General features: G+C 68.4%; 14 protein-coding genes. 7 read left to right on the top strand and 7 right to left on the bottom strand.

Going from position 1 to position 15,718, the window contains the following annotated elements; genetic code table 11:
* A partial coding sequence (locus QMZ25_RS18370; RefSeq protein ID WP_283220087.1) for a PAS domain-containing hybrid sensor histidine kinase/response regulator occupies positions 1-1,635 on the top strand: 1,635 nt, incomplete at its 5' end.
* On the opposite strand, the gene QMZ25_RS18365 is transcribed toward QMZ25_RS18370, so the two are convergent.
* The 3 genes from QMZ25_RS18365 to QMZ25_RS18355 all read right to left on the bottom strand — a co-directional run bounded on the left by QMZ25_RS18365 (position 1,621) and on the right by QMZ25_RS18355 (position 8,180).
* The gene (locus tag QMZ25_RS18365) at positions 1,621-3,066 is read right to left on the bottom strand and encodes an FAD-dependent oxidoreductase (RefSeq protein WP_164151515.1); all 1,446 of its coding nucleotides are present in this window, start codon (positions 3,064-3,066) and stop codon (positions 1,621-1,623) included. The two genes, QMZ25_RS18370 and QMZ25_RS18365, sit on opposite strands and share 15 nt — an antisense overlap.
* 95 nt (positions 3,067-3,161) lie before the next feature.
* Entirely contained in the window at positions 3,162-7,616 is a 4,455-nt protein-coding gene (gene gltB / locus QMZ25_RS18360) for a glutamate synthase large subunit (protein WP_065174109.1), read from the bottom strand.
* A gap of 174 nt (positions 7,617-7,790) precedes the next feature.
* Positions 7,791-8,180 (bottom strand): I78 family peptidase inhibitor, encoded by a 390-nt coding sequence (locus tag QMZ25_RS18355; RefSeq protein ID WP_053515984.1) that lies wholly within the window; start codon positions 8,178-8,180, stop codon positions 7,791-7,793.
* Positions 8,181-8,291: 111 nt separating this feature from the next.
* Between QMZ25_RS18355 and QMZ25_RS18350 the strand changes: the two genes are divergently transcribed.
* Entirely contained in the window at positions 8,292-9,347 is a 1,056-nt protein-coding gene (locus QMZ25_RS18350) for a DNA topoisomerase IB (protein ID WP_283220086.1), read from the top strand.
* Here QMZ25_RS18350 and QMZ25_RS18345 read toward each other — a convergent pair.
* Complete coding sequence (locus QMZ25_RS18345; RefSeq protein ID WP_128987665.1) at positions 9,325-9,633, bottom strand: hypothetical protein; 309 nt, start codon at positions 9,631-9,633, stop codon at positions 9,325-9,327. The genes QMZ25_RS18350 and QMZ25_RS18345 overlap by 23 nt on opposite strands.
* 151 nt (positions 9,634-9,784) lie before the next feature.
* Between QMZ25_RS18345 and QMZ25_RS18340 the strand changes: the two genes are divergently transcribed.
* The gene (locus QMZ25_RS18340) at positions 9,785-10,018 is read left to right on the top strand and encodes a hypothetical protein (RefSeq protein ID WP_053516095.1); all 234 of its coding nucleotides are present in this window, start codon (positions 9,785-9,787) and stop codon (positions 10,016-10,018) included.
* 34 nt (positions 10,019-10,052) lie between these two features.
* Positions 10,053-11,168 carry an SDR family oxidoreductase gene (locus tag QMZ25_RS18335; RefSeq protein ID WP_180876156.1) on the top strand — a complete coding sequence of 372 codons (1,116 nt, stop codon included), beginning with the start codon at positions 10,053-10,055 and terminating at the stop codon, positions 11,166-11,168.
* Here QMZ25_RS18335 and QMZ25_RS18330 read toward each other — a convergent pair.
* A complete protein-coding gene (locus QMZ25_RS18330) occupies positions 11,125-12,222 on the bottom strand; it encodes a serine hydrolase domain-containing protein (protein WP_283220088.1) in 1,098 nt (365 codons plus the stop codon). The two genes, QMZ25_RS18335 and QMZ25_RS18330, sit on opposite strands and share 44 nt — an antisense overlap.
* A gap of 256 nt (positions 12,223-12,478) precedes the next feature.
* Here QMZ25_RS18330 and QMZ25_RS18325 point away from each other — a divergent pair, with 256 nt between their 5' ends.
* The gene (locus QMZ25_RS18325; RefSeq protein ID WP_283220085.1) at positions 12,479-13,105 is read left to right on the top strand and encodes a hypothetical protein; all 627 of its coding nucleotides are present in this window, start codon (positions 12,479-12,481) and stop codon (positions 13,103-13,105) included.
* A gap of 9 nt (positions 13,106-13,114) precedes the next feature.
* Here the strand turns inward: QMZ25_RS18325 and QMZ25_RS18320 are convergent, their stop codons facing one another.
* Both QMZ25_RS18320 and QMZ25_RS18315 read right to left on the bottom strand, forming a co-directional pair.
* The gene (locus QMZ25_RS18320; protein ID WP_128987667.1) at positions 13,115-13,567 is read right to left on the bottom strand and encodes a hypothetical protein; all 453 of its coding nucleotides are present in this window, start codon (positions 13,565-13,567) and stop codon (positions 13,115-13,117) included.
* A gap of 2 nt (positions 13,568-13,569) precedes the next feature.
* Positions 13,570-14,001 (bottom strand): Rap1a/Tai family immunity protein, encoded by a 432-nt coding sequence (locus QMZ25_RS18315; protein WP_283220084.1) that lies wholly within the window; start codon positions 13,999-14,001, stop codon positions 13,570-13,572.
* Positions 14,002-14,243: 242 nt separating this feature from the next.
* Between QMZ25_RS18315 and QMZ25_RS18310 the strand changes: the two genes are divergently transcribed.
* A complete protein-coding gene (locus QMZ25_RS18310) occupies positions 14,244-14,630 on the top strand; it encodes a BlaI/MecI/CopY family transcriptional regulator (protein WP_053515971.1) in 387 nt (128 codons plus the stop codon).
* A 3-nt stretch (positions 14,631-14,633) separates the two neighbouring features.
* Positions 14,634-15,718 (top strand): M56 family metallopeptidase (locus tag QMZ25_RS18305; RefSeq protein WP_283220083.1); only part of this gene is annotated, 1,085 nt, incomplete at its 3' end.

Here is a 15,718-nt window from a genome sequence, read left to right as displayed (position 1 = left end):
CTGCTGGTCGCGCTGGCGCTGATCCTGGTATATGCCTTCGGCTACTGGAGGCTGCATCGCGAAAGCAGCCAGCGCCGCGCGCTGGAACAGCGGCTGCAGGAAGTGACCGCCAACCTGCCTGCGGTGGTCTACCGGGCGCGCCGCAGCGGCGAGGGCGACTACAGCCTGCCGCTGGTCGCCGGCGACGTGCAGTCGCTGTTCGGCATGAGTCTGGACAGTGTGCGGCTGGACCATCGCCGGCTCATGGCGGCGGTGCATGTCGACGATCGCAAGCCGGTGCTGGATCACCTGGAAGCCGCAGCGCGGGCCCGTGCGCCGATCGACATCACCTTCCGCACGCTGGGTCCCCATGGCTGGCGCTGGATCCGTTCGCATGGCAGGCCGTTGCCGGGCGAGAGCGACGACATCGAGTGGAGTGGCTACTGGATGGACGTCAGCCAGGCGCAGGCACGCACCCGTGCCCTGGCCGGGGCACGCCATCAGGCCGAAGAGACTGCAGCGGCGAAGACGCACTTCCTGGCCACCATGAGCCACCAGATCCGCACACCGATGAGCACGCTGCTGGGCATGCTCGAATGCCTGGCGGACAGCCCCCTGGACCCGTGCCAGCGGCAGGTCCTGTCCACCGTCGATGTGGCCGCGCAGATGCTGCGGCAGATTCTCGATGATGTGCTCGACAGTCATCGGTTGCAGGCGCTGCCGTTGCAGCTGCGTGCCACCGACATGGGTGCGCTGGCCACGGCCGTGCAGCAGCTGCTGGCACCGGTGGCGGCCAGCCGTGCGTTGCACCTGCGGTGCGTGCTTGATCCTGCGCTGCAGCGGTGGCTGCTGGCCGATGGCCTGCGCGTGCGCCAGGTCCTGTTCAACCTGGTGGGCAACGCACTGAAGTTCACCCTGCACGGAGGTGTGGAACTGCGGCTGCGGGTGCTGCGGACGCAGGCGGCAGGACAATGCCTGCGCCTGCAGGTGAGCGACAGTGGTGTAGGCATCAGTCCCGAGCGGCAGCAGGCCGTGTTCGCCGATTACATCCAGGCCGAGCCGTCGACGGGGCGCCGGTTCGGCGGCAGCGGCCTGGGCCTGGCCATCTGCCGGGACCTGGTGGCCTCGATGGGCGGCGAGCTGCAGCTGCAAAGCTCGCCGGGCAAGGGCACGCGCATCTGGTTCGACCTGGAGTTCGCCAGCTGCCTGGCGCCACTGGAGGCGGTGCCGGCCATGGCCGAGGTGGTCGCGCGACTGCCTGCGGCACGGGTGCTGGTGGCCGAGGACCACCCGACCAACCTGCAACTGCTGGTGCAGCGGCTGCGCGAGCTGGGCCTGCAGGTGCACGCCACTGCCGATGGCCTGCAGGCGCTGGCGGCATGGCGGGCGCAGGGCTTCGATGTTGTCGTTACCGATTGCCACATGCCCGGCATGGACGGGTTCGCGCTGGCGCGTGCGATCCGCGAAGACCCCTGCCCTTCGCGTGCACGGGTGCCGATCATCGCGCTGACGGCCAGCGTGCTGGAGAGCACGCGCGAGGCCTGTCGTGCCGCCGGCATCGACCGGTTCCTGGCCAAGCCGGTCGACACCCAGGGGTTGCGCGCGACGCTGGCCGACGTACTGCCGGCAATGGAACCCGGCTCAGTTGGACAGTAGACGGACGATGCTGGCAGCGGCGTCGCGGCCTTCAGCCACAGCGGTTACCACCAGGTCGGCGCCGCGTACCGCATCACCGCCGGCGAACAGGCGCGGATGCGCGGTCTGGAAGGGCAGCCGGTCCTTGCCGCCGGCAACGATGCGACCGTTCGCCTGGCCCTGCACACCGTGTTCGGCCAGCCAGGCCGGAACGCTCGGCGCGAAACCGAAGGCGATGATGACCACGTCCGCCTCCAGCAGCGACTCGCTGCCCTCGATCGGCACCGCGTTGCGGCGTCCTTGGGCGTCGGCCTCACCCAACCGGGTTTCAACCACGGTCACGCCGATCGCTTCGTCGTCGGCGCCGGCCTCGATCGACAGCGGCTGCCGGTTGAACAGGAAGCGCACGCCTTCCTCGCGCGCATTGGCGACTTCACGCGCGCTGCCGGGCATGTTGGCCTCGTCGCGACGGTACGCGCAGGTGACCTTGGCTGCGCCGAGCCGCACCGCGCTGCGCACGCAGTCCATGCCGGTGTCGCCGCCGCCGAGCACGACCACGCGCTTGCCGTTGAGGTCGGGCAGGGCGATCTGGTCCTCCCAGCCGGCGATCGGTCGACCCTGCGGGTCATCGCCGCCGACGATGCGGCTGTTCTGCACCAGGAACGGCAGGGCCGGCAGCACCCCCTTCAGGTCCTGGCCCGGCAGGCCGCCGTCGGTGTAGCGGTAGGCCCCGGTGCCGACGAACACCGCGTCGTGGCTGTCCAGCAGCTGCTGCACGCTGATGTCGCGGCCAATCTCCACGCCCAGACGGAACTGCACGCCCATCCCTTCGAGCACCTCGCGGCGACGATGGATGACGTCCTTGTCCAGCTTGAAGCTGGGGATGCCGAACTGCAGCAGGCCGCCGATCTGTTCGTAGCGGTCGTACACCACGGCGGTGACGCCGGCCCGGGCCAGGCGATCGGCACAGGCCAGACCCGCCGGACCGGCACCGATCACCGCCACGCTGTGGCCGGTGGGCTGCACGGCACCCAGGTCCGGACGCCAGCCACTGGCGAGTGCGGTATCGACGATGTACTTCTCCACCGCACCGATGGTCACCGCACCGAATTCCTCCAGGGTGCAGCTGCCTTCGCACAGGCGATCCTGCGGGCAGACCCGGCCGCACACTTCCGGCAGCGGGTTGGTGCTGTGGCACAGCGTGGCGGCCTCGTGGATGCGGTTCTCCTGCACCAGCTGCAGCCACTGTGGAATGGCGTTGTGTACCGGGCATTTCCAGCTGCAGTAGGGGTTGCCGCAGTCCAGGCAGCGCCCGGCCTGGTACTGCGCATCCTCCTTGCCGAACTTTCCGTACAGCTCGCCCCAGTCGCCGGAGGTGCGCAGTTCAACCGGAATGCGCTGCGGCATGGTGCGGGGCAGATCGAGGAACTGGAAGGCGTGCTTGCGGCTCATGGCGGGCTCTGTGATTTCGATGGCCGACCAGAGGCCGGCACTACTGCGGTGAGGGAGCAGGCGCGCGCCGGTTGCGGGCGGCGCGCCGGAGGCGCTTACGCCGCGCGTCGAAGGGTCTCGGTCAGCGATTCGATGCTGGCGGCCTTCGGTTTGACCAGCCAGAACTTGCCGATGTAATCGCGGAACTCGTCCAGGATCTGCTGCGCCCAGATGCTGCCGGTCAGTTCGCGATGGCGGCCGATCAGGCGGTGCAGGTGCTGGCGGTAGTTCTCGAAGCCTTCGGCGGACACGCGATGGATATCGATCAGCTCGTGGTTGTAGCGGTCCACGAAGTCGCGGTCCACATCCAGCACGTAGGCCAACCCCCCGGTGAAGCCGGCACCGAAGTTCAGGCCGACCTTGCCCAGCACCAGCACCACGCCGTCGGTCATGTACTCGCAGCAGTGGTCCCCGGCGCCTTCCACGACCGCGAGTGCACCGGAATTGCGGACCGCGAAGCGCTCGCCGGCACGTCCGGCGGCGAACAGCTCGCCACCGGTGGCGCCATACAGGCAGGTGTTGCCGATGATCGCAGTGCTGCGCGCCTCGAACCGCGCGCCGCGCGGCGGACGTACCACCAGGCGGCCGCCGGCCATGCCTTTGCCGACGTAGTCGTTGGCTTCGCCCTCCACTTCCAGATGCAGGCCGCCGACATTGAAGGCGCCGAAGCTCTGGCCGGCGCTGCCACGGAAGCGCAGCTCCAGGGGGGCGTCGGCCATGCCCTGGTTGCCGTGCGCGCGCGCCACCGCGCCGGCCAGGCGGGTGCCGATGCTGCGATCGGTGTTGTGGATCAGGAAGCGATGTTCGCCCCCCCTGCGCTGTTCGATCGCGTCCGCCAGCAGGCCATCCATCTGCGTGGCCAGGCTGTCCGGCGATTCGTACAGGCGCTGCGCCGCGCAGTGGCTGCCTTCGTAGCGCGCATCTGCCAGCAGGCGCGACAGGTCCACGCGCACGCCGTCGCGCGGTGCAGCCTCGATCTGCCGCAGCAGGTCGGTGCGGCCGACGATCTCCTCCAGCGAACGCGCGCCCAGGTACGACAGCCAGCCACGCACTTCCTCGGCCAGCAGGCGGAAGAAATTCTCCACGCGCTCGGGCTGGCCGGTGAAGTGGTTCTCGCGCAGGCGTTCGTCCTGGGTGGCCACGCCGGTGGCGCAGTTGTTGAGGTGGCAGATGCGCAGGTACTTGCAGCCCAGCACGATCATCGGCGCGGTGCCGAAGCCGAAGCTGTCCGCACCCAGCAGCGCGGCCTTGACCACGTCCAGGCCGGTCTTCAGGCCACCATCGGTCTGCAGCAGGGTGCGCCCGCGCAGGTCGTTGGCCAGCAGCGCCTGGTGCGCTTCGGCCACGCCCAGCTCCCACGGCACACCGGCGTAGCGGATCGAGCTGACCGGCGAGGCACCGGTGCCGCCGTCGTGGCCGGAGATGGTGATCAGGTCCGCGCCGGCCTTGACCACGCCGGCGGCGATGGTGCCGACGCCGGCATGGCTGACCAGCTTCACCGATACCAGCGCGGTCGGGTTGACCTGCTTGAGATCGTAGATGAGCTGCGCCAGGTCCTCGATGGAATAGATGTCGTGGTGCGGTGGCGGCGAGATCAGGCCGATGCCCGGCCGCGCGTAGCGCAGGCGGGCGATCAGCTCGTTGACCTTGTGCCCCGGCAGCTGGCCGCCTTCGCCGGGCTTGGCGCCCTGCGCGACCTTGATCTGCAGCACCTCGGCATTGACCAGATACTCGGCGGTGACACCGAAGCGACCCGACGCCACCTGCTTGATCTTGCTGCGCCGTGGGGTGCCGTAGCGGGCCGGGTCTTCGCCACCTTCGCCGGAATTGCTGCGGCCGCCGAGGCGGTTCATCGCGATGGCCAGCGCCTCATGTGCTTCCGGCGACAGCGCGCCGAGGCTGATCGCAGCGGTATCGAAGCGCGGGAACAGTTCGCTGGCCGGCGCCACCTCGTCCAGCGGCGTGGGTGCCGGCGCCGGCACCAGCTGAAGCAGGTCACGCAACGCCGATGGCGGCCGGGCATGCACGGCATCGCAGTACTGCTGCCAGGCGCGGGCATCACCACTGCGCGCCGCGCGCTGCAGGGTGGTGACCACGTCGGGGTTGTACATGTGGTACTCGCCGCCGTGCACGTACTTCAGCAGGCCGCCGACATCGACATCCTGCTGTGCATCCCAGGCCTGCGCGCACAGTTCGCGCGCATCGGCATCCAGCCGCGCGAAGCCGGCGCCGCCGATGCGCGAGGCGGTGTCGGGGAAGCACAGCGCGACCACTTCCGGCTCCAGGCCGATGATCTCGAACAGCTGCGCGCCGCGGTAGCTGGCCACGGTACAGATGCCCATCTTCGAGATGATTTTCGACAGGCCCTTGTAGACGCCCTTGCGGTAGCGGCGGCCGATCTGCGACTGCTCACCGCCCTTGCTGAGCTTGAGGATGCCGCGCCGGCCGAGGTCGAACAGGGTCTGGTAGGCAAGATACGGGTACACCGCAGTGGCCCCGAAGCCGAGCAGGCAGGCCATATGGTGCGGGTCGCGCGCAGTGCCGGTCTCGACGATCAGGTTGACGTCGCAGCGCAGCCCCAGCCGCGAGAGGTGATGATGCACCGCACTGGTGGCCAGCAGGGCGTGCACCATCGGTCGCCCGGCCACCGGATAGCGGTCGGACAGCAGCAGCATCACCATGCCTTCGCGTGCGGCGCGTTCGGCCTCCGCACAGATGCGCTCGATGCCGTTGCGCAGCCCTTCTTCCTCGCTGTAGGACAGGTCGAGCAGGCGGTTGGCCTGCAGGTACTGGTCCATCTTCAGCAGCTGGCGCAGCTTGCGTTGGCTGAGTACCGGCGAGTTGAGGATGACGTGGTTCACCGTCTCCGGGCCAGCATGGAAGATGTTGGTCTCCTTGCCGAGCTGGGTGGACAGGGACATGGCGCAGTCTTCGCGCAGCGGATCGATCGGCGGATTGGTGACCTGCGCGAATGCCTGCCGGAAGTAGTCGTACAGCGGCCGGCTGCGCTGGCTCAGTACCGCCATCGGCGTGTCATCGCCCATCGAGCCGGTGGCTTCCTGCTCGGTCTCGGCCAGCGGCCGCAGCACCTGCTCCACCTCCTCGCTGCTGAGCTGGTACAGCTTGTGGTAACTGCGCAGGGTGCCCTCGTCGAAGGGCTCCTCCACCAGCGAAGGATCGATCAGTTCGGTCTGCAGGTAGGTCACGCCCTGCTGCAGCCACTGCTTGTACGGTGCGCGGCCGCGGTTGATGCGGTCCACCGCGTCCGAATCGAGCAGGTCGCCGCGCTTGAGATCGATGGCCACCATTTCACCGGGGCCGAGCTTGCCCTTGCGTACCACGCGCTCGGTCGGCACTTCCCACACGCCCGCTTCGGAGGCGACCAGGAAGTGGCGGTCGGCGGTCAGCATCCAGCGCGCCGGGCGCAGGCCGTTGCGGTCCAGCGTACACACCGCATAGCGGCTGTCGCAGGCGACGATGCCGGCCGGGCCGTCCCAGGGCTCGCTGTTGAGGCCATGGAACTCGTAGAACGCGGCCAGATCCGGATCCTTGAACTCCAGCGACTGCGTCGCCGGTGGCACCAGGATGCGCAGCGCCTGGATCAATTCCATGCCGCCGGCGACCATCAGTTCCAGCATGTTGTCCAGGCTCTGCGAGTCCGAGCCATGCATGGAGATCACCGGATCGAACTCGGCGATGTCGAAGCGCGGTGTCTTCCACACCTTGCTGCGCGCCTGCGCCCAGCGACGGTTGCCCTCGATGGTGTTGATCTCGCCGTTGTGCGCGAGCAGGCGGAACGGATGCGCCAGCGGCCAGCGCGGCAGCGTGTTGGTGGAGAAGCGCTGGTGGAACACGATCGCGCTGGAGGCCAGCTCGCGCCGCTGCAGGTCCGGATAGAAGCGGCTGAGTTTGTCCGGCAGGACCATGCCCTTGTAGCTGATCGCATCCGGGGTGAGCGTGGTGACGTAGAAATCGCCATGGTCGCGCAGCTGCTGTTCGCTGCGACGGCGTGCGAGGTACAGCGCCAGGGCGAAGCCGGTGCCGTCCTGGCCGACACCGGCATCGACGAACACCTGCTCGATGCGCGGCAGCGTATCGCGCGCGAGCTGGCCGCAGACACTGTCGTCGATGGGAACCTCGCGCCAGCCCGCCACGCGGCAGCCTACCGCTTCAAGTTGCACCTGCAGCTGCGTCCGGCAGGCCTGCGCGGCGTCGGCGTCGTGCGGAAGGAACACCAGGCCCGCCGCAAAGCGGGTGGCCACGGTGATGCCCGCTTCGCTGGCCAGCAGTTTCAGGAATGCATCGGGGCGACGCAGCAGCAGCCCGCAGCCATCACCGGTGAGCCCGTCAGCGGCGACGCCGCCGCGATGGGTCATCCGCGAAAGCGCGGCGATGGCGGTATCCACCAGCAGGCGCGACGGCTGGTCGTCGAGCTGCGCGACCATGCCGAATCCACAGGCATCGCGCTCGGAGCGCGGGTCGTAAAGCCCTTGGCGGTTGCGGGGGGCCATCTCTACCTCGATGCGGAATGAAATGAGCGGGGACACTCAAGCCCGCCCAATCCCTGGAGCGCATCGTGAGGCCACCGGATGCCTCGAATAAAGCACAGGTTGCTGCAGCGCCGCAATACACGGTTGCAGGTGCAACGGAAAGCGCCGGCGGTGATCCGCCGGCGCGGGCCGGGATCAGCCGCAGCGGACGCCGCTGACCACGTCCTTGGCGTCCACTTCGATGTTCAGCCGGTCGCCCAGGAACTCCATCGTGGTCGCGTCATTGGGGTGCAGCACGCGCACCTGCTGAGCACCGGCATCTTCCTGGGCCTGCTTGCCCAGCGCATCGGTGTAGGCCTGGCCGACCAGGCTCTGCACCTGGCTGGCGTCGCAGGTGCCCACCGGCGGTGCCTCGGTGGCCTTGCCGGCTTCATCGGCCGGTGCCTTGGCGGCTTCGGCGGCCTGCTGGGCGTGGGCCGTGGCCGAATCCTGTTCATCCAGCGCCGGCGCCTGGCAGGCGGACAAGGCCAGCACGGCCGGCAGCAGCAGGGCGGAGAGCGAACGGGCGCGAATCGGGAACGACATCATGACTCCGGAAGGGACTGTGAAAGCCGGAGCATAGCTGCGAACCCATCCTCACGTGTTTGTCTTGCGTTATTGACGCGGCCGCGTCATGTCGATCGCCACACTGCTGGCATGCCCACGTCCCCCACACCCGAGCGCGCGGCGGCGCGCGCGGCCGGCCTGCGCTACGTTGATGACACCCAACCGGGCTTCACCCGGCTGCGTGCAGGCAAAGGCTTCCGTTACCGTGATGCTGACGGCCACGCAGTGCGCGATGCGGCCACGCTGCAGCGTATCCGCGCATTGGCCATTCCCCCGGCTTACACCGCGGTATGGATCTGTGCGCATGCCAACGGCCACCTGCAGGCGACCGGCCGCGATGCGCGTGGCCGCAAGCAGTACCGTTATCACGCCGACTGGGCGAAGGTGCGCGATGCCGGCAAGTTCGATCGGATCATTGCGTTCGGCGAGGCACTGCCCACGCTGCGGCGGCGGCTGGCACGCGACCTGCGGCAGTCCGGATTTCCGCGGACCAAGGTGCTGGCCGTGGTGGTGGCGCTGCTGGCCGATACGCTGGTACGGATCGGCCATGAGACCTATGCCCGCGAGAACCGCTCGTTCGGGCTGACCACCCTGCGCAACCGCCACCTCGAGCTGCTTCGCGGGGGGCGGGTACGCATGCGGTTCCGGGGCAAGTCCGGCCAATTGCAGGAGGTGACGGTGGGTGACCGCCGCCTGGGCCAGATGGTGCGACGGTTGCAGCAGCTGCCGGGGCAGTCGTTGTTCCAGTACCGCGACGATGATGGCCAGGTGCAGCCGGTCGATTCCGGCGCAGTGAACGAGTACCTGCGCGATGTGATGGGTGAGGACTTCACCGCCAAGGATTTCCGTACCTGGGGCGGCACGGTGGCGGCGGTGCAGGCACTGGCTGCCACCGCGCTGCCCGAGCCCGCCAGCCAGCGCGCACTGGCCGCAGCACAGCGCGAGGTGGTCTGCCAGGTTGCCGCGCGTCTGGGCAACACCCCTGCGGTGTGCCGCAGGGCATACATCGATCCCTGTGTGTTCGCCGGCTGGGAGCGCGGCGAACTCACCGCGCTTGCCGGCCTGCGCGGCCCGCGGCAGTGGGAACAGGCCACGCTGCGCGTACTGCGGCGGGCACGCCGGCTCAGCCGCAGTAGATCGCGGTGATGTTGTTGGTGCGTCCCTTCTCGATGGTCAGGCGATCACCGCCTTCGCTGGCGGGCGGAACACGCGGACCGTCGTGGCGCAGCACCTGCACGTGCAGGCTGTCGCTGTCCACGCGTGCACGTTCAACGGTGGCCGCCGACGCTGCCAGACCGACGGCGCCGCGCACCATGTCGCTGTGGCACTGGCCGGAAATCACGCCGTCGATCGGTTGAACCTGTGCGATTGGCGTGCTGCTGCATGCGGCGACGGCAAAGGTCAGTGCGGCTACGCTGAATGCGCGGATCATGATCCTGCTCCATGGTGATGAGGACGCCAGCGTGCCGCGCGCGGCGTGGTGGCGGCATGAACGGCGTGCACATGCGGGACACGGTGTATTCACCGTAGCCGACCGCGGCGATGGCCACACTGCATGTACTGGCACGCCACGGAGGTATGACATGGCCACCTGTGATGTATGCGGCAACGACTACGACAAGAGTTTCACCCTGCAGCAGGGCGGGCGCAGCGGCACGTTCGACTCGTTCGAATGCGCGATCCACGCCTTCGCGCCACGCTGTGCGCACTGCAACTGCACCGTGATCGGCCACGGCGTCGAAGGCAACGGGCAGATCTTCTGCTGTGCGCACTGCGCTGGCCACGCCGGCGTACAGGGCGTGGCCGATCGCGCCTGAACCCACCCGATTCCCCACACCTGAAGGAGACCGCATGGCTACGAGCAAGAAGGTTCCCGCCCGCCGCAAGGCGTCGCCCAAAGTACGCAAAGGTACGAAGGCGGCTGCCGAGGGCAGCACCGCAGCAGCGGCCGAACGCCCCCGCGTGGTGAAGACGGCAACCCGCAAGGCCGCCGCCGGTGATCCACGTGCCGCCCGGGTTGCGGCCCGGCAGCGACGCCTGCAGGACCAGGAAAAGGCCAAGGATGCGCGTGCGGCGAAGAAGGCGACCAGGAAGAAGGCAACCCAGGCGGGCACGCGACGCCAGCCGGAGACCCTGCCCGCCCAGCACCTGGCCAAGCCGGGACATGAGCACGAACTGGACCTGGCCCCGCGCTTCCTGGCACCGGACTACGTCGGCAGCGGCAAGCTGCAGGGCATGCGCGCGATCGTCACCGGCGGCGATTCCGGGATCGGACGCGCCGTCGCTGTCCTGTTCGCGCGCGAGGGGGCGGACGTGGCGGTGCTGCACCTTGATGAGGCCGAGGATGCCGAGATCACCCGCCAGCATGTGGAGAGCGAGGGCGGACGCTGCGTGGTGATTGCGGGCGACGTGCGCGATCCGCGTTTCTGCAACAAGGCGGTGAAGCAGGTCGCCAAGGCCTTCGGGGGCGTCGACATCCTGGTCAACAACGCCGCCTTCCAGCTGCACTGCGAACGCCTGGAGGACCTGGAAGACGAGCATCTGCAGGAGACGCTGCAGACCAATATCGGCGGCTACGTGCAGATGGCACGGGCCGTGCTGCCCTACCTAGGCGAGGGCGCCAGCATCATCAACACGGGTTCGGAAACCGGCCTCTTCGGCAGCAAGGCGCTGATCGACTATTCGGCGACCAAGGGGGCGATCCACGCCTTCACCAAAGCCTTGGCCAGCCAGCTGCTGCCGCGTGGCATCCGGGTCAACTGCGTGGCCCCCGGCCCGGTGTGGACGCCGCTCAATCCTGCGGACAAGCAGGCCCCCGACGTGGCCGAGTTCGGCAAGGACAGTGACATGGGGCGCCCGGCACAGCCGGAGGAGCTGTCTCCGGCCTATGTGTTCCTGGCGTCACCGGCCTGCGCCAGCTACATCAGCGGGGTGATCCTGCCGGTGATGGGCGGCCCGCGGGGCTGACCGGGGGCGCATACAGATCGGCGATGCGCGGAATGAAGCGCTGCGGGTTGGCGCCGACCAGGTTGGTGAGCACCACCACGGCGATGCCGCGGTCAGGGTAGACGATGAAGGCCGAGCGCGCGCCACCGATGCCGGCGACCTGGCGGTCCGGCGCGCCCTGCAGTACCGGCCAGCCGGCAGACCACGGGCCCGCCCTGCCATCGGCCAGCGGCTCGGCGGTCCACATCCGTGTGCGCCCGTCCTCGCGCAGCAGTCGCCCGTCCAGCAGTGCGACCAGCCAGCGCGCGGTGTCATCGGCGGTGGTAAGGATGCCGCCGCCGGACCACAGGCTGGGCGGCACGTCGTAGAACCAGTGCGACAGCCGTGGCGGAGTATCGGCGGCTTCGGTCGCGCGCGGGGCCAGGCTGTACATCGTGGCGGCGTCGGGGATCAGGTCGTAACTGTCGCCGAAGGTGGTGCGTTCCATGCCGGCGGCGCCGAACTGCCGGCTGGCCAGGAAGCGGTCGTAGGGCACGCCCGACTGCCGCGCGATGATCCGCGCCAGGAGCAGATAGTTGGTCTGGTTGTAGGCGAAACGCTGGCCAGGTGCTGCATCCATCGGCTGTGCGGTCACGGCCTGCCAGGCCTGTGCCTCGGTGCCTCCGCCCAGCAGCCCGCGCTCGTCAAGGATGTCCGGCAGGCCGGAGGTGTGGGCCAGCAGCTGACGTACGCGCACGGTCTGCCAGGCGGCCGGAAGTGCATCCAGATAGCGCGACAGCGGTGCATCCAGATCCAGCCGGCCCTGCTGTGCCAGCTGTGCGGCGGCGACGCCGGTAAAGGCCTTGGTGGCGGAGTTCAACGGGAATCGCGTGCTGCGTGTGGCGGGCACGCCGTTTTCCACGTTGGCCAGGCCGAACGCTTCGGACAGCACGATCTGGCCGTCCTTGACCACTGCGATCTGCAGGCCCGGAATGCGCTCGTCCTGCAATGTCTGGCGGATCAGGCGGCGAGCCTGTTCGTTCGCCGGCTCCGGGCTGGCTGACGCCGGCGAGAGGGGCAGAGCAGCAAGCAGCAGGAGCAGAAGGGGGAGCGATGGGCGGAACATGGGTTATTCCCGGCGGGATGTGCGGATGGGATGCAGCAGGCAGCAGGAGGGTTTAGATGCCGCCGTTGCGACTTTCCGGGAGGGAGGACATTCCAGCGGAGCCGGCAGTCCACCCTGACTGCGTTGATGCCGATACTGACAGCGAACGGAGGATGCCTGCTGCCGGACTTGCTACAGTCTGTCCGCTGCACGCAACGCAGACCCATGCCCAGGAGGAAGGGCGGCGATGTCCGAACCGTACTCGGCTTTTCTCAGATTGAGCATGTCACGCGCAGATCTTGCGCGGTGGCTTGCGGCAGCACCGCCGGACGTGTCCCGCTGGTCGGACTGGCGCTCCATCGGCGGGCAGTGGAGTCTTCCCGGAGGCGGGGATCTTTCCGACCCGGATGCGCCGGGTCTGCAGACACTCATTTCAGACTGCAACGCGATGTTGGCGCGCCATCGGGACAACCGCGCGGCACTGGAGTTCGTGCTGGGATCGGCAGAGGCGGAGAACATCAGGATTGCGGCCTATGACCGTCAGGGAAGACACTTCGTTGCCGGGTCTTTGACCTATTCGGAGAGTCTCTACGACATCCTGTTCTTTCTGGCCCTGGGGCGCAGCGCAGCCGAGTTCCTGTCCACGGACGATGCCGGCCTGGTCGTTGTCCACGACTATCTGTGGGGCGAGGACGGCGAGCGGAGAACGGTCGCCGCGCTTGGGCTTGCGGGAAACGGACACTCCGCATTCCTGGGGCCCGACGCCTCCGCTGCCGCCGCCCGCGAGTTCGACGAACGGGTCGAGGCAATGCTGGATGGACAGGATGATCCGGACTTCTTCCCGCGCGATCAGCTGCAGGATCTGCGGGACTGATCCCGCGTATCAGCTATTGTTGAAGGGCACATAGGGTGTAAACGGCCTGGAAGGATCGAAGTCCTTCTGGCCAGGGTACAGAAGGCAATAGAGCCTGCCTTCATGCACGACTGCCAACGGGTAACAGGCATCCTGCCTGCTCATTCCGCCTGCGCCGCATTCCTGGAGGCCTTCCAGCACCTCCATGGCGGTGCACTTTCCTGCCTTGCAGTCATGTTCCCGGATCGCGCTGAAGCCCTTTGAATAGAAGATCCGCGGTGCCCGATAGCCCTGCAGCGGTTGCAGGTGCTTGGCCAGGGCGGCGTAGGCCCTGTCCACTTCCTCCCGCTCACCCAGGTTGAACGTGGAAGGCGAGTCCGATGTGAACCTGAACTTCGCAGGATCCGTCTCGCACTCCCACGCATGTGAGGCGGGAATGTGCAGCACAAGCAATGCGAACGCACTGATCAAGGATCGGGGCATCATCACTCCTGGGCAGGTCTGCTGTTGCTCGATGGAGCCGCATGGGAACACGGGAAAGAGTGAACCAGCGCTTCCCGCGTCAGCGTCGATGCGTCTTCCTCGAGGCGGGCGCGCGGAAGCGCCTTCAGGTGGCTGTACACGCGATCCACAAGCTCATGGGGCAGGACCGTGGCTCGTCCACACCATTGCCCGGCGCTGCCGTCGGCGATTGCCGCGATGTAACCCTGGGCCCAGGACACCGCGCGAGCGCGGCACAGTGCGTCGCTGCACTCACGCCCCTCCTCGTTGCCTGTGATTCGCTCCAGCAGTGCGCGGCCACTGGAAAGTGCATTGCCTGCGTCTGCAGCATGCGCGGGCAGAGCGGCGGACAGGCACGCCGCAAGGAAGGAGGCTGTTGAAGGCCGCCGCAGCCAGCGGCCAACCGGAGTACGCATGCATGCGATTCCTGAAGATGGAGAAGAGAAGGCTCGTCGCCAGGGCCAACTCTATCGGATCGGCCTGCCCGACCGGGATGCACGCGCCCGGCGGAAGGGGGCGCCAGGAAACGCCGTGCACGGAGAGGAGACGGGGATGCTGCGCTTGCCCCCTACCGTTCGTCGGCCCATGACTTCCGGGGGGTTGACTACACGTGTCGTCACGCCGACAGTGACGACACGTGTAGTCAAGGGAGCCTGTCATGCGCGGCAAAACCATCGGGGACCAGGAGCTGGCCCTGCTGCAGTACATCGATGAACATGCGCCGGCCAGTGTCGGCGAGGTCGCCAGCGGCTATGGCGAGGCGCGCGGGCTGGCCCGTTCCACCGTGCTGACGATGATGGAGCGGCTGCGCACCAAGGGGTACCTGCAGCGACGGCAGCACGAAGGCCTGTACCGCTACCAGGCCACCCGTGGCCCTGACAGCGTGCTGCAGGGTGCGGTGGCCCAGTTCGTCGACAACACCCTGCAGGGCTCGGTGTCGCCGTTCGTGGCCTATCTTTCGCAGCGCCAGCAGGTCAGCGACAACGAGCTGGCCGAGCTGGAAGCGCTGGTCGCCCAACTCCAATCGCGTCGCCACGAGGGCTGAGCCATGGACACCACGATGCTGATCCCGATGCTGGAACGGCTGGGCTGGACCAGCCTGCAGACCGTGCTGCTGGTGGCGCTGGTGTATGCCGTGTGCCGGCTGATGCCGTCGCTGTCGGCCGCCACGCGTTGTCGGTTGTGGTGGCTGGTTTCGTTGCAGGCCGTGCTCGGCCTGGTGTGGAGCCAGCCGGTGCAGCTGCCCTGGTTGCCCGCGTCGCCGTCGGTGGCGATGACCGCTACCGATATCGCCGCCGATGTGGTCTATCCGCTGTCTGCGGAAGGCTCCGCGCAGCTGCTGGCCACGATGCCGGCAGAGGTCGTGGCGACACCCGCAACAGCGTGGTGGGCGCTTGCACTGGCCGCGCTGTGGGCCTCCGGTGTCCTGCTGATGGCCTGGCGCACCCTGGCGGAGTGGCGGCGTTGCCGCGCGCTGCTGGCCGCCGCGTATCCCTGCGAGGACGCGGCGCTGGTGCAGGCGCTGCACCTGGCCGCCGACGCGCATGGACTTCGCCGCCCGCCGCGCCTGTGGATGAGCGCACAGATCGATGCGCCGCAGCTGGTCGGGCCGCTGCGCCCGGTGCTGCTGCTGCCGGCCGGCGCCACTGCACTGCAGGGCGACGCGCTGGACCTGGCATTGACCCATGAACTGCAGCACCTGCAGCGCCGTGACCTGCAGTGGGGATTGTTGCCGGCACTGGCGCAGCACCTGTTCTTCTTCCACCCGCTGCTGCGGCTGTCGGTGCGTGAGTACGCCCAGGCCCGGGAAGAAGCGGTGGATGAGGCGGTGGTGGGCCAGCATGGGGCCAGTCGCCACGCGTACGGGCGTCTGCTGCTGCAGCTGGGCGTTGCACCGCAGCCGCACCTGGGCGTGGCCAGTGCCGCGCCGGACACGACCAGCCTCAAGCGCCGGCTGCTTTCGCTGCAGCCGCGCAAGGCCTGCCCGCGCGTGCTCGCGGTTGCCCTGACGGCCGTGGTGCTGGTGGTGGGTGTGGCACCCATGCGACTGGTCGCAGCGCCGGTGCCGCCGGCGCCTCCCGCACCGCCGGCGGCCCCGAAGCCCCTGTCGCCGCCGCCGGCTCCGAAGGCACC

It is taken from the genome of Stenotrophomonas sp. RS-48 (genome assembly GCF_030053245.1).
In the GTDB taxonomy this organism is placed as follows: Bacteria; Pseudomonadota; Gammaproteobacteria; order Xanthomonadales; family Xanthomonadaceae; genus Stenotrophomonas; species Stenotrophomonas maltophilia_P.
The sequence above is the reverse complement of the archived record's forward strand: the minus strand, read 5'-3'. Positions and strand labels throughout refer to the sequence as shown.